Raw genomic sequence first — 20525 nt, forward strand, 5'->3', positions numbered from 1 at the left:
CATGAAAAATATCGAACAATTGCCACACGATCCGCCGCTGCGTGCCGTCCGCGCGTTCGAGGCATTCGCGCGCCTCGGGTCGGTCACCGCGTCCGCGCGCGAGCTCGACATCACGCCATCCGCGGTCAGCCACCAGTTGCAACTGCTCGAAGCGTTCATCCAAACGCCGCTGACCGTGCGCGAAGGCCGGCTGCTCGCACTCACCGACGAGGGGCGCGACTATTACCGCTCGATCAGCGCCGCGTTCTCGGTGCTGCGCAGCGCGACGCGCTTCGTGCGCGACCGGTCGTCGCTGCGGCAGATCACGATCAGCCTGATTCCGCTGCTCGGCATCGGCTGGTTCATCCCCCGGCTGCATGCGTTCCTCGCCGACAACACCGACGTCGACGTGACCGTGCTGTATGCGCATCACCGCAACTATCGAAGCGACGCGTCGGACCTGTCGATCCGCTTCGGCACCGGCGACTGGCCCGGCTATCGCTGCGAACGGCTTCTGCCGGGCGCGATGGTGCCGATGTGCAGCCCGACATTCCTGAAACGCCACGGGCCGTTCCGCACTCCGGCCGATCTCGCGCACGCGCCGCTCGTGCACGACGAGGATCGCAGCACCTGGGTCAACTGGCTGCAGGGCGCCGGCGTGCGGCACGTGTCGCACGCGGTGGGGCCGATGTTCGAGGACGGGCAACTGACGCTGAGCGCCGCGCGCGCGGATCTCGGCGCGGCGCTGCTGCGCCCGCGGCTGGTCGAGCGCGAACTGGCGAGCGGCGAACTCGTGAAGCTGTTCGACCATGCGCTCGACGACGGGCGCGACTACTACCTGTGCACGCGCGAGGATGCGGACATGCCGGACGGGGCGAGACGGCTCGCCGACTGGCTGAGAAAGATCGCCGCCTGAACGCCCGCGCCGCCGGCTGTCGGCGAGCCGTCATGCTTGCCGGGCGAGCCGGCGCCTTGCGGACGGCCGCATGCATATATATGATATGCATATCATATATCGGAGGCTGCAATGAGCCGTATCCTGATCGATCTGTCGAATGGCCAGCTCGACGAACTGGCCGCCATCGTCGAGACTGAGCAACGCCCTCGCGCCGCGATCATTCGCGACGCGATCGACGCGTATATCGCGCAACACAAGCGAGCGCATGCCGATAACGTATTCGGCCTGTGGAAGGATCGCGCGGTCGACGGGCTCACCTATCAGGAGGCACTGCGTTCAGAATGGTAAAAGCACTCTTCGACATCCGCGGCACGGCCACGCATTCGGGCCGCGCGCTTGCGGCCCACGCATGCGTCGTGCCGCACCGGCCGCCGCATGCCTGCACCGTGTTCGGTCTCTGGAAAGCGCGTGCGCTCGACGGGCTCGCCTATCAGGAGGCACTGCGCGCGGAATGGTAAAGGCACTCTTCGACACCAACATCCTGATCGACTATCTCGGCGGCGTGGAGTCCGCGCGCGCGGAGCTGGCCCGCTACGACTATCGGGCGATCAGCATCGTGACCTGGATGGAAGTTCTGGTCGGCACGACGGCCGGCGACGATGCGCCGATCCGCGCGTGGCTTTCGTCGTTCGACATCATCCCGCTCGACAGCACGGTGGCCAATCGCGCCGTAACGATTCGCAAGGAACGTCGCATTCGTCTGCCCGATGCAATCGTCTGGGCATCGGCGCAAGTGAACGGCCTGCTGCTCGTATCGCGCAACACGAAGGATTTTCCGCTCACCGAGCCGGGCGTGCGGGCACCCTATCGGATCTAGCGCGAGCGAAGTCCGTCATGCATGCCGGAGGTCCGCGCATCGCGCCGTCGCCGCGCATCACACTGCCCGCCCCCATCCTCGCTCGGCCGCATAGGCGACCGTCGCGCGCGCCAGCTCCTGCGTGCTGTCGACCAACGCGAACGGCGCATCGCGCAACGCCCGCGCGGCGATCGGAATCTCCGTGCAGCCCATCACCGCGACACCCGCGTCGCGTCGCGCCAGCGTCGCGAGCGCGCGTGACAGGCACCGCACCGACGCATCGATCTTCCCCGCCTTGACGGCCGCGATGCACGCGGCGATATCGCGCTGCGCGGCCACGCCTGGCATCACCGGCTCGAATCCGCGCGCACGCAGCGCTGCCTGGTAGAAGCCCGATACCAGCGTGCCGCCGGTGGCGAGCACCGCGACACGCCGCACGCCGGCCGGCAACGCGGCCACCGATGTCTCGACGATATGCAGGATCGGCACCGCGCTGCGTTCGCGCAGCGGCGCATACCAGTGATGCGCCGAGTTGCACGGAATCGCGATCACGTCGACACCGCAGCGGTTCAGCAGCGCGACGCCGTCGAGCAGTGCCGGCAGCGGATCGGCCCCGCCGCCGATGATCGCGCGCGAGCGATCGGGCGTCTGCGTCAGGTTCGCGACGATCATCGGCAGGTGCTCCTGATCGCAGCGCGCGCGCGTCAAGCGAATCACGCGATGCATGAAGTCGACCGTGGCCAGCGGCCCCATTCCGCCCAATACGCCGACGAGCGCCATGATGTCTCCTTCACGCGCGCGGCGGCCGCGCGCAGATCGCGGATACGACGGCCGAGTTGCCGATCACCAGCAACAACGTGCGCAATATCTCGCAGAACGGATCGACCGCCGCGAACAGCACGAACGCGGCCTCGAAAGGCAGGTGCAGCGCCGCGCATGCCATTCCGGCAAGCGACACCGTCACGACGCCCGACGTGCCGGTCGACGCAAACCCGGCCAGCACCGATGCGACCAGCACGACACAAAGCTCGCCCGGGCCGAGCGAGCGTTCGTAGAGTTGCGCGACGAACAGCGTCGCGCTTGCGTAATAGACCATCGGCCCGACGCGCAGCAGCGACACGGCGAGCGGCACGACCAGCTCGACGCGCGCGCGTGCAAAGCCGAAGCCGTCGGCCAGGCACTCGATCATGCTCGGCATGCAGGCCACGCTGCTGCGCGTGGCGAGCGCCATCGCGAACGGCGTGCGCAACCCGGCGAGCGTCTCGGCCAGCGTCGCGCCCGAGCGCTTCCAGATCACGGCGATCGCCGCCGCGATCAGCACGAGGGTGACGACGACGAACGCCGCGACGAAGCGGACCATCGCCTCGAGCGGCCCGAACCCGGACGTGCCGATCTGCGCGGCGCCGCCGCAGAACAGCACGATCGGCGTCGGATACGCGAGCCAGTGCATGATTTTCTGGCACGTGAAATACACGGTCTCCAGCGTCTGGCTCAGCGCCGCCGAGATGCTCGCCGGCACGCGCCCCGACGCGAAGCCGAAGAACAGCGAGAACACCAGCGCCTTCAGCGTGTCGCCGCTCGCGAGCGCCGCGAAAAAGTTGCCGGGCACCAGCGCGATCAGCATGTCGGCGAGACCCGACGACTTCTCCGCGGGGTCGGTGCCGTACAGCGTCATCACGGTATCGCTCGCCGCGCCGTCGCTGCCGACGAGCGCGCCGAACGCCTTCAGCGTCGCGGTCGACAGATGCTCGCCCGGGCGCATCGCGATCAGCACGACCGCGCCGACCACCACGACGAACACCGACACGCAGCCGAAGATCGTGATCACGCGCATCACGAGATCCGACGCGTTGCCGTCGCGCAGCAGCCGCTGCAGGCTGAAGATCACGGCGGCGGTCATGAACGGCAGCGCCGTCATCTTGAGCAGGCCGACGTACACCTGGCCCACGTAGTCGAACTTCGGCGCGGCCGCCGGCCACAGCGCGCCCGCCACGATCCCGAGCGCGAGGCTGCCGAATACCGTCAGCGGATGGATCGCGAACGCATGCAGCCGCTCGATGCGGGGTGTGATCCGGATGTTCTCGTTCATGTTCATGCTAGTGACCCATCGCATCGAGCAGGGATTTCACGTCGAGCCGCTTGTTGCGCTCGGCCAGGAACTGGTTGACGAACGCGAGCAGCGTCGGCGCGGACACCGGCACGCCGACGGCGAGCGCATCGGTCAGGTCGTCGAAGGTCGCGACGCGCAGCCGGATCGGCGCGGACGGGTCGTCCTGCATCACGACCTTGATCGCGAGCTCGTCGCGATACACGGCCGTGACCGCGCCGGCGTTCAGCGCGTCGAGCGTCGCCTGCCAGCTCGGATAGCTGCGCACCTGCGCGGCCGGGAAGTCGCTGCGCACGTATTCGGCGTAGGCCGAGCCCGCGACGACACCGATCGTGCCGCGGTAGTCGCGCACGACTTCGGGCAGCGGCCGCCCTTTCGCGAGTTCCGCGAAGCGGACGCGGTTGATCAGCAGCGCGCGCCGCAGGCTGATATACGGCGCGCTGAAGCGGATCACCTGCGCCCGCGGCAACGTGCGCGACAGCTTGCTGATCGCGACGTCGGCCTGCCCCGTTGCGAGCAGTTGAACGACGTCGTCGAACGTGCGCGCATCGCGGTCGAACTGCACGGACACGCCGAGCTTCTTCGCGAGTTCGTCGGCGAGGTCGATGTCGACGCCCGCCAATGCGCCGCTGCGCGACATGAAGAACGGCGGCTGATCGACGCCGAGCACCGCGACGACGAGCGTGCCGCGCGTGACGATCCGCGCGAACTCGGGCGCGAGCAGCCGGCCGTCGGGCATCGGCACGAGCCCGGTCGCCGTGGTGGCGGGCGCCGCCGGCACGGCCGGCGCGGCGGTATCGACGGCCAGCGCCGGCGCGGCGCACGACACGGCGACGATTGCCCAGAGCGCACCGTGCAAATGCCGAAGCAGGCAGCGGCGCTCGCCGAAGATGGCGCGAAACCACGCAAGCAGCGCGCGTGCGGCGCGTCCGGAAAAGAGGTTCATGGCGAAGTGGGACGGAGCGTGTCGAACGACCGCGCAGCCGTTCGTGCCGAACGGGCGCCGGGCCCTGGCGCGGAGCGCGTGGCCGTTGCTTGGCGCCGCCCGCTCCCGCACGCCCAATGTGTCAGAAGCGCCAACTGGCCGAAATCCGCCGGAAGGCCCGGCCCGGACGGCACGGGCCGTCCGGATGGCCCGCCGGAACGAGGGCCGGAAGCAGATAGAAATTCCCGATGCCGCGGATTAAAACAAGCAATTTCACAAACCCAGGGTGAACCCGGATACTGGCAACACTTCATCAACACCACCGCAAAGGAACTCGCAAGATGCCGATCATCAACACCCAAATCAAACCGTTCAAGGCAACCGCATATCACAACGGCGATTTCGTGCCCGTGTCCGAAGAGAACTTCAAGGGCAAGTGGTCCGTCGTCGTGTTCTACCCGGCCGACTTCACGTTCGTCTGCCCGACCGAGCTGGGCGACCTCGCCGACCGCTACGCCGAATTCCAGAAGCTGGGTGTCGAGATCTACGGCGTGTCGACCGATACGCACTTCACGCACAAGGCATGGCACGACACGTCGGACACGATCGGCAAGATCAAGTACCCGATGATCGGCGACCCGACGCTCACGCTGTCGCGCAACTTCGACGTGCTGATCGAGGAAGAAGGGATGGCGCTGCGCGGCACGTTCGTGATCAACCCGGAAGGCGAGATCAAGCTGTGCGAAATCCACGACAACGGCATCGGCCGCGACGCAGGCGAACTCCTGCGCAAGGTGCAGGCTGCGCAGTACATCGCGGCGCACCCGGGTGAAGTGTGCCCGGCCAAGTGGACGCCGGGTTCGGAAACGCTGACCCCGTCGCTCGACCTGATCGGCAAGATCTGACGATCGCGCCGCGCGCCTCGCACGAGGCGCGCGTCATGCAAGACGGGCCGCCTCGTGCGGCCCGCGCCCTCCTCCGGCACGACGTGCCCGACCAGCATTATCAATACGGAATCCGAAACGCCATGCTCGACGCCAATCTCAAGAATCAACTGAAAGCGTACCTCGAAAAGATCACGCGCCCGATCGAACTCGTCGCGTCGCTCGACGACAGCGCGAAGTCACAGGAACTGCTTGCGCTGCTGAACGAGATTGCGTCGCTGACGTCGCGCGTGACGGTGACCGAACGCCGCGACGACGCCGAGCGCAAGCCGTCGTTCTCGATCGGCGAACCCGGCAAGCCGGCCGGCATTCGCTTCGCCGGCATCCCGATGGGCCACGAATTCACGTCGCTCGTGCTCGCGCTGCTGCAGACGGGCGGCCATCCGATCAAGCTCGACGACGACGTGATCGAACAGATCCGCGCGCTCGACGGCGACTACGCGTTCGAAACGTATTTCTCGCTGTCGTGCCAGAACTGCCCGGAAGTCGTGCAGGCGCTGAACGTGATGTCGCTGATCAACCCGCGCATTCGCCACGTCGCAATCGACGGCGCGCTGTTCCAGAACGAAGTCGAAGCGCGCCAGGTCATGGCCGTGCCGACGATGTTCCTGAACGGCGAATCGTTCGGCCAGGGCCGCAGCAGCGTGAAGGAAATCCTCGCGAAGCTCGATACGGGCGCGAGCGAGCGGGCCGCGAAGTCGCTGGAAAACAAGCCGGTATTCGACACGCTGATCGTCGGCGGCGGCCCGGCCGGTGCGGCCGCCGCGATCTACTCGGCGCGCAAGGGCATCGCGACGGGCGTCGTCGCCGAGCGTTTCGGTGGCCAGGTACTCGACACGATGGCAATCGAGAACTTCGTGTCGGTGCAGGAAACCGAAGGGCCGAAGTTCGCCGTCGCGCTCGAGCAGCACGTGAAGCAGTACGACGTCGACATCATGGACGTGCAGCGCGCCGACGCGCTGATTCCGGGCGACGTGCACCAGATCCGCCTCGCGAACGGCGCGGTGCTGAAGGCGAAGACGATCATTCTCGCGACCGGTGCGCGCTGGCGCGAAATCAACGTGCCGGGCGAGCGCGAATACCGCAACCGCGGTGTCGCTTACTGCCCGCACTGCGACGGCCCGCTGTTCAAGGGCAAGCGCGTCGCGGTGGTCGGCGGCGGCAACTCGGGCGTCGAGGCCGCGATCGACCTGGCCGGCATCGTGAAGGAAGTCACGCTGATCGAATACGGCGCGCAACTGCGCGCGGACGAAGTGCTGCAGCGCAAGCTGCGCAGCCTGCCGAACGTGACGATCGTCACGCAGGCGCAGACGACCGAGCTGACCGGCGACGGCAGCAAGCTGAACGGGCTCGTCTACAAGGATTTGCGCTCGGGTGACACGAAGCGCGTCGATCTCGAAGGCGTGTTCGTGCAGATCGGTCTCGTGCCGAACACCGAATGGCTGAAGGGCACGATCGAACTGTCGAAGCACGGCGAGATCGTCGTCGATGCGCGCGGTGCAACGTCAGTGCCGGGCGTGTTCGCGGCCGGCGACGTGACGACGGTGCCATTCAAGCAGATCGTGATCGCGGTCGGCGAAGGTGCGAAGGCATCGCTCGGCGCGTTCGATCACCTGATCCGGCAAGACGTGTCGCCGGCTACAGCCGACGCGCCGCAGGCCGAAGAAGCGATCGCCGCGTAACGCGCGCCGCGCCGCACCGATTCGTCTCTCTTGGCCCCGCATGCCCTGGTCGGCGTGCGGGGCCCTTTTTCATCCGGTGTCGAGCGGCGCTGCGCGAGCGCGGCGGCTCCCTTCTCACTGGCTTACGCCGGGTCCGGCATTCGCCGGTGCAGACGCCTTGAAGCTGCTCGACTGCCTGACCAGCTGGTCGGTCATCGCGGCGCCCACCGCATTCGCGCCCGCCGACGCATGCGGTCGGTCGCCACTCGGCGTCGCCACGTATTGCGGCGGCGGCAACGACGGGTCGAGCTTCGCCGATTCACGCACGAGCGCAGCGGTTTCAGGCGTTTCGGATTTCATGACGGGCGCCGCTGCCGCGTGCCGTTCAAGCCCGTCGCGCTTGCGCGCCGCGCGTTGAGTCGGCTGACTCGGGGGGCTCGCTTGCGCGGCCTGAACCGGGGGTGACGATTGTGCCGGCTGCGCCGCTTGCACCGGTGCTTGTACCGGTGCTTGCACTGCTTGCGCGGGCTTGGCCTTCGCCGGGGTCGAATCCTCCGGCTCGACCGTCACGACGTGAACGGTCGGCGGCGGCGCACTCGGCTTCGCCGGTGGCGCCTGCGCGGCGACGACCGGCGCGACGGGGGCGGATGGTGGCGCCGCGCTCGTGCGCGCGGGAGCCGCGGCTGGCGGCCGCACGGCCGCTTGTTGCGGCACGGCCTCGTCCACATGCGCGGACGGGACGGCAACCGCCGCAGGCGGCGCGATCGTGCCTTGTGCGGTATGGCCGTCGTTCGCCGTTGTCACGGCGGCGACAGGTGCTGCGGAATCGCCGATGCCGGCCTCCGCGATCGCGCGATGGTCCGCACGCAGGAGCATCACGTAGCCGGAGCCTGCCGCAGCAACCAGCAATCCGCCGGCGATCATCAATGTCTTTCGGGTACTAGTCATGCTTGCTCACCGATCTTATCGACGTGAACAAGCCATCATACGCGTGCGTTCGCGCGAGATCCCGCATGAATACATTTGGTTGCATTGATGCCGACGCAGGGCCGGCGGGACCGTACTACGCTGCGTCGCTCTATCGTCAGACGGTTCGACACCGGCTGCCTTCCGCCCGTCAGATGCAGAAGATCGCGACCGCCATCCCGCCGAACAGCGCCCACTTGACGACGTAGTACACGGTGCGGTTCCCCGCCTTCAGCCGCTTGCCGGCGCGGCGAATCGCATACAGATACTTGAACGCATGATTGAGCCCGCCCGTGCGGTCGCCCGTTTCGTTCGGCGATGCGGCCGCGCGCATCGGCAGTTGCCCGAAAAAGTCTGCCATTCGCGCTGCAGCACTGCGAGTTCCGGAAAGTGCCGCGTGTCGAGAAACGGTGTGGTCGGCACCGACGAGAACGCGTACGAAAAACAGTTCAGCGGCGCGGTGAAGGTCGAGTGATCGGATAGTTGCCTGAACAACCTGTGCCGAATCTTGCCGCGTCGGTGCGTATGCACGACGCACGCAATGAACACGATCAACAGGACCCAGCGCATCGATATTTCCCCGTAACTTGTTTGCCGGAATTCCAGGTACGGGGAAAATTGCCTGCGCTGACGCGCTGGTAATGCGATGTGCTTCAGCAAGACGCGGCGAGGATGTCGATCGGCGCATGCCAAAACGCCGAAAAGCCCGTGCGAACGGGCTTTTCGACGCAATCGGAACGCGCGCGCGGCATATACCGAAGCGTGCGCATGCGGCAATTATTCCGGAAACGGCAAATCAGTTTGTCCGTCCGCGCGCATACCGAACGTGTTGAGCGTCATCGCCACGAGCGCGTAATAGCCGAGCAGCGCGACGAGATTCACGACGGTCTCGTGGCCGAAACGTGCCTGTGCGCGCGCGAACGTCGCATCGCTCACGCGCTGTGTGTCGTACAGCTCGGTCGCGAATGCATGGATCAGCGCATCGTCGTCCGATTCGAACGCCGGTGCGACGCCACGCCGGATCGCGTCGGCCGTCGCGGCCGGCACACCGGCATCGAGCGCGATCGGATGGTGGATGTGCCACTCGGCCTGCGAGCGCCAGCGCGCGGCGGTCACGAGGATCGCGAGCTCCGACAGGCGCAGCGACAGACCCGTGCGATAGCGGCAGAACGCGCCGAGCCGCTGCGCGTGCTGCGCGAGCTCGGGGCTCGCGATCCAGCCGAGGAACGGCCCGTTCAGGTTGCCGCGCGGGCCGCTGAGGATCTCGGCGAGCACGGCCTTCTGTTCGTCGGTGGCCGATGCGGGATCGAAGGGAGGCAGTCTGTCAGTCATGGTGAGGGTTCGATGAGGTCGGGGTTCACGCGCCGGCCGATGCGAGCGCCGCATCGATCGCGCCGGACAGCCGTTCGACGATCGTGTCGATCTGCTGCGCGGTACAGACGAACGGCGGTGCGACCAGGATGTGATCGCCGTGCACGCCGTCAATCGTGCCGCCCATCGGATACACCATCAGGCCGCGCTGCATCGCCTCGCGCTTGACTGCCGCATGCAGCTTCAGCGCGGGATCGAACGTCGCCTTGCTGTCACGATCGCGCACGAGTTCGACGCCGACGAACAGCCCACGGCCGCGCACGTCGCCGATATGCGGATGCGCACCGTAATGCGCGCGCAGCGAAGCACGCAGTTGCTCGCCGCGCGCCTTCACGTTGTCGAGCAGCTTCTCTTCGGCGATCACGCGCTGCACTTCGAGCGCGGCCGCGCAGGCGGTCGCATGGCCGAGATACGTGTGGCCGTGCTGGAAAAAGCCCGAGCCGTCGACGATCGTCCGGTAGATGCGATCGCTCACCAGCGTTGCGCCGATCGGCTGGTAACCCGCGCCGAGCCCCTTCGCGATCGTCAGCAGGTCGGGCGCGACTCCGTCTTCGTCGCATGCGAACAGATAACCGGTGCGCCCCATCCCCGACATGATTTCATCGAGAATCAACAGTACACCGTACTTGTCGCACACCGCGCGAATCTTCTTCAGGTAGGTACGCACCGGCGGCACGGCACCGGCCGTCGCGCCGACCACCGTTTCCGCGACGAACGCCGCGACGTTTTCCGCACCGAGTTCGACGATCTTCTGCTCGAGCTCGTCAGCCAGGCGCTGCGCATACGCTTCGTCGGTTTCGCCCGCCTGCTGGTCGCGATACGCATAGCACGGGCTCACGTGATGCGCTTCGATCAACAGCGGCAGGAACGGCTCGCGCCGCCATGCGTTGCCGCCGATCGCGAGCGCGCCGAGCGTGTTGCCGTGATAGCTCTGGCGGCGTGCGATGAAATAGCGGCGCTGCGGCTCGCCCTTCTCGACGAAATACTGGCGCGCGAGCTTCAAGGCGGCTTCGATCGCCTCGGACCCGCCCGACACGAAATACACGTGTTCGAGACCGGCCGGCGCGGCTTCGACGAGCCGGTCGGCCAGTTCCTCGGCCACGTCGGTCGTGAAGAACGACGTATGCGCGTACGGCAGCTGCTGCGCCTGCCGCTTGATCGCGTCGATCACGCGCTGGTTGCTGTGGCCGAGACACGAAACGGCCGCCCCGCCGCACGCGTCGATATAGCGTTTGCCGGTCGAATCGATGATCTCGATGCCGTCGCCTGCGACGGCGACGGGCAAGGTGGTGCGCGGAGCGCGATGGAAAACGGTCGTCATGCGTTGCCTCATGGATCAGGACGCGCCGGGCGCGGGCGCTAACGGCACGATGCGCGTCGCGAAGCGCTGCGTGCCGTGTTGATGGATGGTGAGATCGATCGCCGTGTCGCGAATCGCGAACACCGCGGTCGCCAGCGTGTTTTCGTCGTCGGGGTCGGCCGGATCGTCGCGATAGATCGGCAGCCCTTCCGGTGCGCGGTCGCCGAGCACGCGCAGCAGCGCGGCTTCGTCGATCGCGTCGATGCCCGGCGTGAGCGCATCGACGCGGCGCTGACGATCGCCGGACGACTGCGTGACGATCTGCGCTTCCGCGTCGCACCCCGGATGCACGAGATGATTCGCGTGACCGGCAAGACCCGCGACTTCGACGACCGAACAGCGCGCGACGCTCGCCTCGATACTCAGGAGCCGCGCATCGCCGGTCGCGCCGAGCGTGTGATGAAAGCCGCTGGCACGCGCATGCGTGCGCAGCACGTCGGCGGCCACATCGAGCGACGTCGCGTCGAGCACCGCGCGTGCGAGGATCATCCGCGGCACGCCGGGCGCCGGCGTACGGATCCGCAGGTTGTTGATCGCCTGCACGATGCCCGCGCGGTTCGCGGCGAACGTATGCCCGGGCAGCGAGCCCGGGTAATAGAAGCTGATGAAGCCCGGCTTGCCCTGTGGCTGCACGTCGACGAGCAGGCAGCGCTCGCGCAGGTACGGATCGCCGTCCTCGTTGTGCGCGATCCAGCGTGTGCCGTGCGCGTCGCGCGCGGCGAGCGTCGTGCAGCCGTCCGGCGCGTTGTGGATCAGTTCGCCGCGGCAGTTCCACAGGAAGATGTCCTCGGACGGCCAGCCGACGCCTGCCGCGATCCCGTCCAGTTCCGCGATGAGATCGGGGTACGCGGCGAGCGCCGCCTGCCGCAGCGCGGCGACGAACGGATGGCCGCGCCAGCGGCGCACGGCCTGCCATGCGCTGCTTTGCTGCATGTACGTATCGAACACGGGGCGGGCAAGCTCGCCGAGGCGCACGCCGATGTCGAACGGCGTGCCGGCGATGACGGGAGTAAGGGAAAGCGGCATGTCAGGTGATTCGGTTTCGTTCAGGACACGTGTTTCAGGAATTCCTTCAGGCGCGGTGTCGGCGGCCGGTCGATCAGGTCGACCGGATGGCCGTCCTCGGCGATACCGCCCTGATCCATGAACAGCAGCCGCGTGCCGACCCGCTTCGCGAAGCCGATCTCGTGCGTGACGACGATCATCGTCATCCCTTCGGTCGCGAGATCCTGCATCACCTTCAGCACTTCGTGGCGCAATTCGGGATCGAGCGCCGACGTCGGCTCGTCGAACAGCATCAGCCGCGGCCGGATCGCAAGCGCACGCGCGATCGCGACGCGCTGCTGCTGGCCGCCCGACAGCTCGGACGGGTAATGATTCGCGCGCGATTCGAGGCCAACCTTGTCGAGCAGCGCCATCGCCTGATCGCGCGCATCGGCACGCGACGCGCCGCGCACCTGGATCGGACCGAACATCACGTTCTCGAGCGCGGTCATTTGCGGAAACAGGTTGAACTGCTGGAACACCATGCCGGCTTCGAGCCGGATGTTGCGAATCGTCGACGCGTTGCCGCGCACGCTCTGGCCATCGACCAGCAGCTCGCCGCCGGTGATTTTCTCGAGCGCATTGATACAGCGCAGCATCGTCGACTTGCCCGAGCCCGACGGGCCGATCACGACCACGACCTCGCCCGCGTCGATCTTCAGGTCGATATGCTTCAGCACCGGTACATGGCCGAAGCTCTTCGACACGTTCTGGAATTCGATCATGCTCATAGGATCCTCATCCGCTTTTCGACGAGCCGAAGCGTCAGCGTCATTGCACCGGTCAGCATCAGGTAGATGACAGCCACCGCGCTCCAGATCTCGACCGCCTGGAAATTGCCCGCAATGATTTCCTGCCCCTTGCGCGTCAGCTCGCCGACGCCGATCACGATGAACAACGACGTGTCCTTGAGGCTCACGATGCACTGGTTGCCGAGCGGCGGAATCAGCCGCCGGAACGCGAGCGGCCCGACCACCTTCAGCAGCACGCGCGGCATCGACAGGCCCATCGCGAGGCCGGCTTCCGTCAGCCCCTTCGGGATCGACAGCAGCGCGCCGCGCACCACTTCCGCGAGATACGCACCCGAATTCACCGTGATCGCGATGATCGCGGCCGTCAGGCCGTCGATGCGGATATGCGCGAGCAGCGGCAGCGCGAAGTACAGGAACATCACCTGCACGACGATCGGCGTGCCGCGGATCAGTTCAATATAAACCTGAGCGAGCACGTTCATCGCCTTCGGTCCGTATGCGCGGAACATGCCCGCGATCATCCCGACGATGAACCCGCCCACCAGCCCGAAAAACGCGATGAACACCGTCAACCGGACCCCGTCCATCAGGTCCGGCAACGCCACCCAGATCGCCGACCAATCGAAATTCACGTGTTGCTCCCCGTTCGATTCAAGACCGGCGCGGCCGCGCGGCCGCACCATGTTGTGCCGTCACGCTCACATCTTCGGCGGCTCGGCGCCGAACCACTTCTTGTAGATCTGCGCGTAGCGTCCGTCGGCCTTGATCTTCACGAGCGACGCGTTGACCTTCGGCACGAGCGGGCTGCCCTTCGGGAAGCCGATCCCGTACTTGTCGCCGCTGACCGGCTGGCCCGCGACCTTCACCTTGCCCTTGCCTTCGTTGTTCACGAAGAACAGCACGTTCGGCGTGTCGTGCATCGCCGCGTCCACGCGGCCGGCCTCGAGCGCGAGGTAAGCCTGGTCGATGTTCGGGAACTGGCGGATCTCCTTCGGCTTCAGGTGCGCCTTGATCCAGTCGATCGTCGCCGTGCCTGTTTTCGCGGCGATCACCTTGCCGTTCAGGTCGTCGATCGACTTGATCGACGTATTGTCGACCTGCACCATCGCCGCGAGCCCGCTGTCGTAGTACGGCGCGGAGAAGTCGATCGCCTTCTTGCGCTCTTCCTTGATGGTCATCCCCGACAGCGCGACGTCGATGTTCTGCGTCTGCAGCGCCGGAATCAGGCCCGCGAAATCCATCGGCTGGATCGTGTATTTCCAGCCCTGGTCCTTCGCGATCTCCGCCCACAGGTCGAGATCGAAGCCGACGTACTTGTCGCCCTGCTTGAATTCGAACGGCATGAACGACGTATCGGTCCCGACGACGAGCGTCTTGGTATCCGCGTGCGCAATGCTGGCGCCGAGCGCGGCGACCACCGCGACGGCTTTCAGGAAGGAACGGCGACTCATGGTTTCTCTCCGCATGATTGAGCGATGTAACCGGCCGGCTGGCCGGGGAACGACGACATCAAGCCGCACCGCAACATGCGATGTTGAATTAGACAGTAGTGCAACAAGTGTTGTCAACACGGATAGTACGACACCAAAAAAAATACTCAATGGGTAAATGCATCGAGACAAACCCGAGCCGGACGGACGGGATAGATCGGAGGAAAAGGAAGCGCGGTGCAGGTGGGAAGCAATGGCGGCGGAAGCGCCCGGGGGTGCGGCGGCGCCTGAAGTCGGGCATGTTGTGGTGCGCGCGACCGCCGTTGCCGCGCACTGGCGTGTTGCCGCGGCGATCCGCGAGCCCGGATCGCCGCGATGTGCCCCGCCGCATGGGCGGGCGTTTGGTGTCGGGTGCCTGGTGCTTCGATGCGGCACTGCGCACCGGACCTGTGGCCCCCTGATGCCGGCAACCGCCGGCGCGGCTCAACGAGCGGGCTGAGCCCCGAACGGCAACGCCATCCGGCGTGACCTCAAGGCGGCGCCGTGTGCGCCGTGTGCGCCGTGTGCGCCGTGTGCGCCGTGTGCGGCGCGGGCGGTGCGGGCGGTGCGGGCGGTGCGGGCGGTGCGGGCGGCGCGTAGCGTGCCCGCCTCCGAAGCCCGCGCGGGCGTCGGCGGTTCATTCCCTCGTCACGGTGCGGCAAAGAACAGCGCGACGACGCAGGCCATCCCCGCGAACCATACGAGCGAGCGCAGCGACGCCCAGTTCAGCAGGTACATCAGCGCATAAACGATGCGAATCGCGACGAACCCCATCGCGAGCTGGTCGACGTGATGCGCGTTCGCGCCGTTGTGCCAGGCGACGACCAATCCGGCCGTAAACAGCGCCAGCGCCTCCCACGCGTTCTGGTGCGCGGCCTGCGCCCGCGCGCGCCAGCCTTCGAGCTTCGCCAGGTACTCGCGCGGCACGTGATTGTCGTACCCCTTGCGGGCCTTGGCCAGAAACGTCATCGGGAACGGCAGCAGCGCGACGATGAACAGGCACAGCTGGGACGTCGTCATCAAAGTCTCCTCTTTTATGATTACATTGATCAATGACACGGTGGCGCAGAGCTTAGCATTGCGCCAGCGGTTCGCGCACCGGTTTTCTAGACGGGGGACTCGGCAGCGGTGCCTCTGGAGGTTGCGACGGCAGTGGCCCATCGCCAAAAATTCAACCAAATCCCGGACAAATACGTTAATTAAAACTGGTCGATCACCAATAAGATAGCGCTCAACACTGGCTCGATGCGTTGTCGCGCCAGCAGCCTGCCGAACCCGCGCCGCCACGTGCGCCGAACGACACTCCGACCCGAGACATCGTCATGCCCCGTCCCATCGTCGCCCATATTCGTCCTGACGCCGTCCGCCACAACCTCGATTTCATCCGCCGCACCGCCGCGCAATCGCGCGTGTGGGCGGTGGTCAAGGCCAATGCCTATGGCCACGGGATCGAGCGGATCTATCCGGGCCTCGCGGCCGCCGACGGCATCGCGCTGCTCGATCTCGACGAAGCCGTACGCGTGCGCGAGCTCGGCTGGGACAAGCCGGTGCTGCTGCTCGAAGGAATCTTCGAGCCGGCCGACGTCGAATTGGCCGACCGCCACCGGCTGACGGTAGCCGTGCACTGCGACGAGCAGCTCGACCTGCTGATCGCCGCGAAGCCGCAGCAGCCGATCGACATCCAGCTGAAGATGAACTCCGGGATGAACCGGCTCGGCTACCGGCCGCACGCCTTCCGCGCCGCGTGGGAACGCGCGGCGGCCGCGCCGTCGATCGGCAAGATCACGCTGATGATGCATTTCGCAAATGCGGACGAAGGCGAAGTCGACTGGCAGCTCGAGCAGTTCGATGCGGCCACGGCCGGGATTCCGGGCGAGCGCTCGGCGTCGAACTCGGCGGCCGTGCTGTGGCATCCGCGCGCGCACCGCGACTGGGTGCGGCCCGGTACGATCCTGTACGGCGCGTCGCCGACGGGCGCGTCGCGGCACATCGCCGACACGCCGCTGATGGCCGCGATGACGCTGACCAGCAGGATCATCGGCGTGCAGACGCTCGCGCCCGAGGAAACGGTCGGTTACGGCCGCCGCTTCACGGCCGACCAGCCGATGCGGATCGGCGTCGTCGCGTGCGGCTACGCGGACGGCTATCCGCGCCACGCGCCGACCGGTACGCCGATCGCGGTGGACGGCGCGATGACGCGCGTCGTCGGCCGCGTGTCGATGGACATGCTGACCGTCGACCTGACGCCGTGCCCGAACGCGGGCATCGGCTCGAGCGTCGAGCTGTGGGGCGATCAGGTGAAGGTCGACGACGTCGCGGAAGCCAGCGGCACGATCGGCTACGAGCTGATGTGCGCGCTTGCACCGCGCGTGCCGGTCGTGATCGTGCCGTCCGGCGCTGCGCACGGGCAGCTACGGGCGATAACGCCGGTCGCCGATGCGGCGGCACGATCGCGTGTCGCCTCGCATCCGGATCCGATCGCGGGCCGCCTTGCCAGCGGCCCGTTTGCTTTTGCGGCGTGTGAAAAGGACGCACGCATCGTGCGACGCGCACGCGCTACCGCTATTGCCCCGCGCTAGGAACGCCACGCCGGCTTGCGCTTCTCCAGGAACGCGTCGATCCCCTCGCCGGCATCTTCTTCCATCATGTTGCGCGCCATCACGTCGCCCGCATACGCATACGCTTCGTCGAGCGGCAGTTCGCGCTGCCGGTAGAACATCTGCTTGCCGTAGCGCACCGCCGCCGGGCTCTTCGCAACGATCTCCGCGACCTTGCGCGCGACGGCCGCGTCGAGTGCATCCTCGGGCACCGCTTCGTTGACGAGCCCCCACGCAGCCGCCGTCGCCGCATCGACGAAACGCCCGGTGACGAGCATGTCGAACGCGCGCTTCGCCGACACGTTGCGGCTCAACGCGACAGCAGGCGTCGAACAGAACAGCCCGACGTTGATGCCCGACACCGCGAAGCGCGCGGTGTCGGCCGCGATGGCGAGGTCGCACGCGGCGACGAGCTGGCAGCCGGCCGCCGTCGCGACCCCTTGCACGCGCGCGATCACCGGCACCGGCAATGCGCGCATCGCGAGCATCACGCGGGTGCATTGCGCGAACAGCGTGCGGTAGTAGTCGAGAGCGGGCTTGCCGCGCATCTCGCGCAGGTCGTGGCCTGCGCAGAACGCCTTGCCTTCCGCGGCCAGCACGACGCAGCGCACGCGCGGATCGGCGGCCAGCGAATCGAACGCATCCTGCAGACTCGCCAGCATCGCCTCCGACAATGCGTTGAACTGTTGCGGCCGGTTCAGCCGCAGCGTGACGACGCCGTCGCGCACGTCGCGCAACAGGATGGGTTCTGCTGAAGCGGGATTCGAGTCCATGACGTCCCCAATTCGAAAGCGATCGTGATGCGGATCGTGATGCGATACCGCATCAATATAGTCCAACGGGGAAGTCTGTGGATGCCGGCACCATGCCGGCCGCGCCGTCAGCCCGCGAGCTTCTTCAGCGCGTCGAGCACCGCGTCGCCCTTGAACGGCTTCACGATCCAGCCCTTCACGCCGGCGGCCTTGCCGCGCTCCTTCATCGCCGGGCTGCTTTCGGTCGTCAGCATCACGACGTTGACCGACGTGTTCGCCAGTTCCCCGCGGATCTTCTCGACCATCGTCAGGCCGTCCATGTTCGGCATGTTCACGTCGCTGATCACGAGGCGCACGCCGGGCGTCGCCTTGAGCTTCGCGAGCCCGTCCTTGCCGTCCACCGCCGTCGCGACGTCGAGCCCGTGATTGCGCAGGAAACCCGCGACTTCATCGCGCACCGTGCCCGAATCGTCGACCACCAGAATCTTTGCCATGCCATCTTCCCCTTTCGTTGTTGCTGACTTCAACATTCAAAACAGTTCGAGTTCGCCCGATTCGACCATCGGCCCCACGTCCTGCACCGATTCGCGGAAATCCTCCGGCGACCAGCTCAGGCTGAACACGAAACGCTGGTCGATCCGCACCGACCGCCCCGATGCCGGGTCGGTCATCCGGTACTTGAAACAGAGCTGCGGACAGTCGCCGCCGAACGAAATGAACTTCTGCTTGTGATTGACGACGAGCGGCACCTGCACCGGATGGCGTGCAAGCGCCTCGGCGTCGCCGAGATAGCGGTTCTTGAACGCGCCCCACACGAGATTGGTCAACTCGCCGAGCACGCTGTTCACGTCGCGGAAATCGGCTGCGCGCGCGTCGTCTCGCGTGCCGCCGATCATGTCGAGCAGCGGCTGCTCGCTCGTCTGCAGCAGCATGTAGCCGCGGCACCAGGCGCTTTCCAGCGCGATCAGGCTGAACACCTCGCCGAAGATGATCTGGTCGCGGACGATGCACGGCGTGTCCCGCTCGATCGCGAGGCCCGGGAACAGGCTGTCGAGCCGCGCCTCGGTGATCTCCGCGATGCCGCGCACCAGCGCGTTCGGGTAGTCGCGGCCGAACAGGTATTCATCGATCGCGTGCTTGAGCGGCGTCAGATCGTCGGCGACGTAGGCCGCGCATGCGACGCGCGCGAGCGCATCGGGCAGCCCGTCGCGCGACGCGTCGGACGCGCGGCGCAGGATGATCGGCAGCTCCGGCCGCAGCGCATCGATCTGCGTCGCGATGATCGCGCTCTCGTCCGGCGAGCCGCCGTAGTCCTCGGCGAGCAGGATCGCGCCGAGATCGATGTTCGAGCGCAGCACCTTCAGCAGCCGGTTGCGCCGCACGGTCAGCCCGACCAGGTTGTGCTCGTCGCAGAAGCGCTTGATCGTCGCGGCGTGCGCACGGCTGTCGTCGAGCACGAGCACCTTGCTGACGGGTTGGTCTACGGTCATCTCGGGAAGTCCTCGGAATCGGTCAAAACAGTTCGAGCTCGCCGCCCGTGTCCACGCTCGCCACTTCCGGCACGTGGAAATCGACCGGCGCATTCGCGCACACGCACAGCGTCGCGCCGATCCGCACGTCGCCGCCGAGCGTCACGTCGTATGCGGCCACGTGATCGAGGTTCAGCGCCGGCAGGTAGTCGATGCTCGCGCCGCTCAGCAGGTAAGGCGTCGACATCCCGAGATCGGGAAACGGCGCGGTCAGCGCCTGGTTGATCGCGCCGCAGCACAGGTTCGCGACTTCCATGAACGCTTCGGGCAGCGGCCGCTGCGTGCTCGCGCGAGGCGCCGCCGCGGCGACATGACGGCGCGTCGGCTCGTCGTCACGAAAGCGCAGCGCGAGCAGCAGCCGGAAATGCAGTGCCGAGATCGTCAGTACCGCGACGTGCTCGGGCACCTTCGGCGCCGCGTACGACTTCGTGCGCGACTGCATGCGTGACGGGTCGTGCGACGCGTCGTGCACATCGCCCGCGGCCGGCCGGATCTCGCACGCGCCGCCGGACGCGAGCCGCGTGCGCGCCGCATCGAAGAAGATCCGCTCGAAACCGGCCCGGGCCTGCGCACTGATCACGCCGCCGCTCCTTCGAGCCGCGCGTGCAGCTGCCCGGCCAGCGTTTCGACCGTCGCCAGCGCGGCCGTGATCATCTTGCCGCCGGCCTGGATGTCCTGGAACGTCGCGGCCGTCACGAGATCGTTGCGGTTCAGGCTGTCGCGATAGCTGTTCGACAGTTGCTGCGAGCGCGCGGCGAGCCCGCGCACCTCACTCGCGACGATCGAGAAGCCGCGGCCGGCCGTGCCCGCGCGCGCGGCTTCGATCGACGCATTCAGCGACACGATCGACACGTGCGCGACGATCGCCGATAGCTCCTGGTTCTTCGTGCGCATGTCCTGGTTCTGCGTGGTCAGCGAGATCATCTGCTCGTGCCAGCGCTCGAACGTGCCGGCCAGCCCGCGCAACCGCGCCGCTTCGCCGGCGAGCTTCGTCGCATGCTGCGACAGTGCGGCGCGCTCGGTCGCGAGCGCCTGCAGCGCGTCGCGCTGCTCGCCCGTGCCGGCCGCCTCGCGCGCCAGCGTTTCCTCGAGCTCCGCTTCGCGGCGCGCCCATGCCTGCGCCGCTTCGGCATGCGCGGCGACGACTTCGTCGGCCCGCGCATCGGCCGTGCCGAGCGCATCGCGCAACGCATCCGCTTCGCGCATCATCGCGGCGACGAGCCGCGCTCGCGCGACGCGACACACGATCGCGGCGATCGCCGCAACCACCAGGCCGCCCGCCAGCGCGGCGCCGATCGGAATCATCCACGCCTGC

23 protein-coding genes and 1 pseudogene are annotated in these 20525 nt (G+C 67.1%); 7 read left to right on the forward strand and 17 right to left on the reverse strand.

Features of this window, described 5'->3' with window-relative positions; translation table 11 throughout:
- Window position 1 precedes the first annotated feature (1 nt).
- From AC1Z3W_RS10890 to AC1Z3W_RS10905, 4 genes are all read left to right on the forward strand, one after another.
- Window positions 2-895: a LysR substrate-binding domain-containing protein gene (locus tag AC1Z3W_RS10890; RefSeq protein ID WP_124832734.1), complete on the forward strand. Its 894-nt coding sequence runs from the start codon at window positions 2-4 to the stop codon at window positions 893-895.
- Between the two features lie 111 nt (window positions 896-1006).
- Window positions 1007-1225, forward strand: coding sequence for a ribbon-helix-helix protein, CopG family (locus AC1Z3W_RS10895; RefSeq protein ID WP_057923781.1), 219 nt, complete (start codon window positions 1007-1009; stop codon window positions 1223-1225).
- The gene (locus AC1Z3W_RS10900) at window positions 1219-1395 is read left to right on the forward strand and encodes a hypothetical protein (RefSeq protein ID WP_162840540.1); all 177 of its coding nucleotides are present in this window, start codon (window positions 1219-1221) and stop codon (window positions 1393-1395) included. Before AC1Z3W_RS10895 ends, AC1Z3W_RS10900 begins: the two co-directional genes overlap by 7 nt.
- Window positions 1389-1754 carry a type II toxin-antitoxin system VapC family toxin gene (locus tag AC1Z3W_RS10905; protein WP_057923782.1) on the forward strand — a complete coding sequence of 122 codons (366 nt, stop codon included), beginning with the start codon at window positions 1389-1391 and terminating at the stop codon, window positions 1752-1754. Before AC1Z3W_RS10900 ends, AC1Z3W_RS10905 begins: the two co-directional genes overlap by 7 nt.
- Window positions 1755-1811: 57 nt before the next feature.
- Here the strand turns inward: AC1Z3W_RS10905 and cuyB are convergent, their stop codons facing one another.
- From cuyB to AC1Z3W_RS10920, 3 genes are read right to left on the reverse strand one after another with little or no spacing between them, the layout of a single operon-like run.
- Window positions 1812-2513 (reverse strand): cysteate racemase, encoded by a 702-nt coding sequence (gene cuyB / locus AC1Z3W_RS10910; RefSeq protein ID WP_483507574.1) that lies wholly within the window; start codon window positions 2511-2513, stop codon window positions 1812-1814.
- A gap of 10 nt (window positions 2514-2523) precedes the next feature.
- Window positions 2524-3828 (reverse strand): dicarboxylate/amino acid:cation symporter, encoded by a 1305-nt coding sequence (locus tag AC1Z3W_RS10915; RefSeq protein ID WP_057923784.1) that lies wholly within the window; start codon window positions 3826-3828, stop codon window positions 2524-2526.
- 1 nt (window position 3829) lies between these two features.
- Window positions 3830-4786: an ABC transporter substrate-binding protein gene (locus AC1Z3W_RS10920; protein ID WP_483507575.1), complete on the reverse strand. Its 957-nt coding sequence runs from the start codon at window positions 4784-4786 to the stop codon at window positions 3830-3832.
- Between the two features lie 320 nt (window positions 4787-5106).
- Between AC1Z3W_RS10920 and ahpC the strand changes: the two genes are divergently transcribed.
- Both ahpC and ahpF read left to right on the forward strand, forming a co-directional pair.
- Window positions 5107-5670 carry an alkyl hydroperoxide reductase subunit C gene (gene ahpC / locus AC1Z3W_RS10925; protein WP_483507576.1) on the forward strand — a complete coding sequence of 188 codons (564 nt, stop codon included), beginning with the start codon at window positions 5107-5109 and terminating at the stop codon, window positions 5668-5670.
- A 122-nt stretch (window positions 5671-5792) separates the two neighbouring features.
- A complete protein-coding gene (gene ahpF, locus AC1Z3W_RS10930) occupies window positions 5793-7391 on the forward strand; it encodes an alkyl hydroperoxide reductase subunit F (RefSeq protein WP_124832736.1) in 1599 nt (532 codons plus the stop codon).
- A gap of 114 nt (window positions 7392-7505) precedes the next feature.
- Here ahpF and AC1Z3W_RS10935 read toward each other — a convergent pair whose 3' ends face one another.
- The 9 genes and pseudogenes from AC1Z3W_RS10935 to AC1Z3W_RS10975 form a co-directional block, all read right to left on the reverse strand.
- On the reverse strand, window positions 7506-8318 hold the full coding sequence (locus AC1Z3W_RS10935) for a hypothetical protein (protein ID WP_057923786.1): 813 nt from the start codon (window positions 8316-8318) through the stop codon (window positions 7506-7508).
- 169 nt (window positions 8319-8487) lie between these two features.
- Window positions 8488-8906, reverse strand: a pseudogene (locus AC1Z3W_RS10940) (hypothetical protein).
- A 207-nt stretch (window positions 8907-9113) separates the two neighbouring features.
- Window positions 9114-9668 carry a carboxymuconolactone decarboxylase family protein gene (locus tag AC1Z3W_RS10945; protein WP_057923788.1) on the reverse strand — a complete coding sequence of 185 codons (555 nt, stop codon included), beginning with the start codon at window positions 9666-9668 and terminating at the stop codon, window positions 9114-9116.
- Window positions 9669-9693: 25 nt separating this feature from the next.
- Entirely contained in the window at window positions 9694-11028 is a 1335-nt protein-coding gene (locus AC1Z3W_RS10950) for an aspartate aminotransferase family protein (protein ID WP_057923789.1), read from the reverse strand.
- A 15-nt stretch (window positions 11029-11043) separates the two neighbouring features.
- Window positions 11044-12093: a C45 family autoproteolytic acyltransferase/hydrolase gene (locus AC1Z3W_RS10955; RefSeq protein ID WP_483507577.1), complete on the reverse strand. Its 1050-nt coding sequence runs from the start codon at window positions 12091-12093 to the stop codon at window positions 11044-11046.
- Between the two features lie 20 nt (window positions 12094-12113).
- A complete protein-coding gene (gene glnQ, locus AC1Z3W_RS10960) occupies window positions 12114-12842 on the reverse strand; it encodes a glutamine ABC transporter ATP-binding protein GlnQ (protein WP_014899691.1) in 729 nt (242 codons plus the stop codon).
- Complete coding sequence (gene glnP, locus AC1Z3W_RS10965) at window positions 12839-13546, reverse strand: glutamine ABC transporter permease GlnP (protein ID WP_173938470.1); 708 nt, start codon at window positions 13544-13546, stop codon at window positions 12839-12841. Before glnP ends, glnQ begins: the two co-directional genes overlap by 4 nt.
- Window positions 13547-13561: 15 nt before the next feature.
- Complete coding sequence (gene glnH, locus AC1Z3W_RS10970; RefSeq protein ID WP_057923792.1) at window positions 13562-14314, reverse strand: glutamine ABC transporter substrate-binding protein GlnH; 753 nt, start codon at window positions 14312-14314, stop codon at window positions 13562-13564.
- A gap of 666 nt (window positions 14315-14980) precedes the next feature.
- Complete coding sequence (locus AC1Z3W_RS10975; RefSeq protein WP_057923793.1) at window positions 14981-15352, reverse strand: MAPEG family protein; 372 nt, start codon at window positions 15350-15352, stop codon at window positions 14981-14983.
- A 302-nt stretch (window positions 15353-15654) separates the two neighbouring features.
- On the opposite strand from AC1Z3W_RS10975, the gene alr reads away from it, so the two are divergent.
- On the forward strand, window positions 15655-16911 hold the full coding sequence (gene alr, locus AC1Z3W_RS10980) for an alanine racemase (RefSeq protein ID WP_483507578.1): 1257 nt from the start codon (window positions 15655-15657) through the stop codon (window positions 16909-16911).
- Here alr and AC1Z3W_RS10985 read toward each other — a convergent pair.
- The 5 genes from AC1Z3W_RS10985 to AC1Z3W_RS11005 all read right to left on the reverse strand — a co-directional run bounded on the left by AC1Z3W_RS10985 (window position 16908) and on the right by AC1Z3W_RS11005 (window position 20515).
- A complete protein-coding gene (locus tag AC1Z3W_RS10985; RefSeq protein ID WP_175825294.1) occupies window positions 16908-17702 on the reverse strand; it encodes an enoyl-CoA hydratase in 795 nt (264 codons plus the stop codon). The genes alr and AC1Z3W_RS10985 overlap by 4 nt on opposite strands.
- A 107-nt stretch (window positions 17703-17809) precedes the next feature.
- Complete coding sequence (locus tag AC1Z3W_RS10990) at window positions 17810-18175, reverse strand: response regulator (protein WP_006765703.1); 366 nt, start codon at window positions 18173-18175, stop codon at window positions 17810-17812.
- 36 nt (window positions 18176-18211) lie between these two features.
- Window positions 18212-19171, reverse strand: a complete 960-nt coding sequence (locus AC1Z3W_RS10995) for a chemotaxis protein CheX (RefSeq protein WP_057923796.1) — start codon at window positions 19169-19171, stop codon at window positions 18212-18214.
- A gap of 22 nt (window positions 19172-19193) precedes the next feature.
- Entirely contained in the window at window positions 19194-19790 is a 597-nt protein-coding gene (locus AC1Z3W_RS11000) for a hypothetical protein (protein WP_124832744.1), read from the reverse strand.
- Window positions 19787-20515, reverse strand: a complete 729-nt coding sequence (locus AC1Z3W_RS11005; protein ID WP_483507579.1) for a methyl-accepting chemotaxis protein — start codon at window positions 20513-20515, stop codon at window positions 19787-19789. Before AC1Z3W_RS11005 ends, AC1Z3W_RS11000 begins: the two co-directional genes overlap by 4 nt.
- Window positions 20516-20525: the final 10 nt, after the last annotated feature.

The organism is Burkholderia sp. 10_S31 (assembly GCF_056930375.1).

Coding starts and splice junctions, on each gene's coding strand:
- glnQ (WP_014899691.1), bottom strand. CDS start 12,842: ATGAGCATGATCGAATTCCAGAACGTGTCGAAGAGCTTCGGCCATGTA.
- AC1Z3W_RS10915 (WP_057923784.1), bottom strand. CDS start 3,828: ATGAACATGAACGAGAACATCCGGATCACACCCCGCATCGAGCGGCTG.
- AC1Z3W_RS10900 (WP_162840540.1), top strand. CDS start 1,219: ATGGTAAAAGCACTCTTCGACATCCGCGGCACGGCCACGCATTCGGGC.
- AC1Z3W_RS10975 (WP_057923793.1), bottom strand. CDS start 15,352: ATGACGACGTCCCAGCTGTGCCTGTTCATCGTCGCGCTGCTGCCGTTC.
- ahpF (WP_124832736.1), top strand. CDS start 5,793: ATGCTCGACGCCAATCTCAAGAATCAACTGAAAGCGTACCTCGAAAAG.
- AC1Z3W_RS10895 (WP_057923781.1), top strand. CDS start 1,007: ATGAGCCGTATCCTGATCGATCTGTCGAATGGCCAGCTCGACGAACTG.
- AC1Z3W_RS10905 (WP_057923782.1), top strand. CDS start 1,389: ATGGTAAAGGCACTCTTCGACACCAACATCCTGATCGACTATCTCGGC.
- AC1Z3W_RS10945 (WP_057923788.1), bottom strand. CDS start 9,668: ATGACTGACAGACTGCCTCCCTTCGATCCCGCATCGGCCACCGACGAA.
- ahpC (WP_483507576.1), top strand. CDS start 5,107: ATGCCGATCATCAACACCCAAATCAAACCGTTCAAGGCAACCGCATAT.
- glnP (WP_173938470.1), bottom strand. CDS start 13,546: ATGGTGCGGCCGCGCGGCCGCGCCGGTCTTGAATCGAACGGGGAGCAA.
- cuyB (WP_483507574.1), bottom strand. CDS start 2,513: ATGGCGCTCGTCGGCGTATTGGGCGGAATGGGGCCGCTGGCCACGGTC.
- glnH (WP_057923792.1), bottom strand. CDS start 14,314: ATGAGTCGCCGTTCCTTCCTGAAAGCCGTCGCGGTGGTCGCCGCGCTC.
- AC1Z3W_RS10990 (WP_006765703.1), bottom strand. CDS start 18,175: ATGGCAAAGATTCTGGTGGTCGACGATTCGGGCACGGTGCGCGATGAA.
- AC1Z3W_RS10950 (WP_057923789.1), bottom strand. CDS start 11,028: ATGACGACCGTTTTCCATCGCGCTCCGCGCACCACCTTGCCCGTCGCC.
- AC1Z3W_RS10995 (WP_057923796.1), bottom strand. CDS start 19,171: ATGACCGTAGACCAACCCGTCAGCAAGGTGCTCGTGCTCGACGACAGC.
- AC1Z3W_RS10935 (WP_057923786.1), bottom strand. CDS start 8,318: ATGACTAGTACCCGAAAGACATTGATGATCGCCGGCGGATTGCTGGTT.
- AC1Z3W_RS10955 (WP_483507577.1), bottom strand. CDS start 12,093: ATGCCGCTTTCCCTTACTCCCGTCATCGCCGGCACGCCGTTCGACATC.
- AC1Z3W_RS11005 (WP_483507579.1), bottom strand. CDS start 20,515: ATGATTCCGATCGGCGCCGCGCTGGCGGGCGGCCTGGTGGTTGCGGCG.
- AC1Z3W_RS10985 (WP_175825294.1), bottom strand. CDS start 17,702: ATGGACTCGAATCCCGCTTCAGCAGAACCCATCCTGTTGCGCGACGTG.
- alr (WP_483507578.1), top strand. CDS start 15,655: ATGCCCCGTCCCATCGTCGCCCATATTCGTCCTGACGCCGTCCGCCAC.
- AC1Z3W_RS10890 (WP_124832734.1), top strand. CDS start 2: ATGAAAAATATCGAACAATTGCCACACGATCCGCCGCTGCGTGCCGTC.
- AC1Z3W_RS10920 (WP_483507575.1), bottom strand. CDS start 4,786: ATGAACCTCTTTTCCGGACGCGCCGCACGCGCGCTGCTTGCGTGGTTT.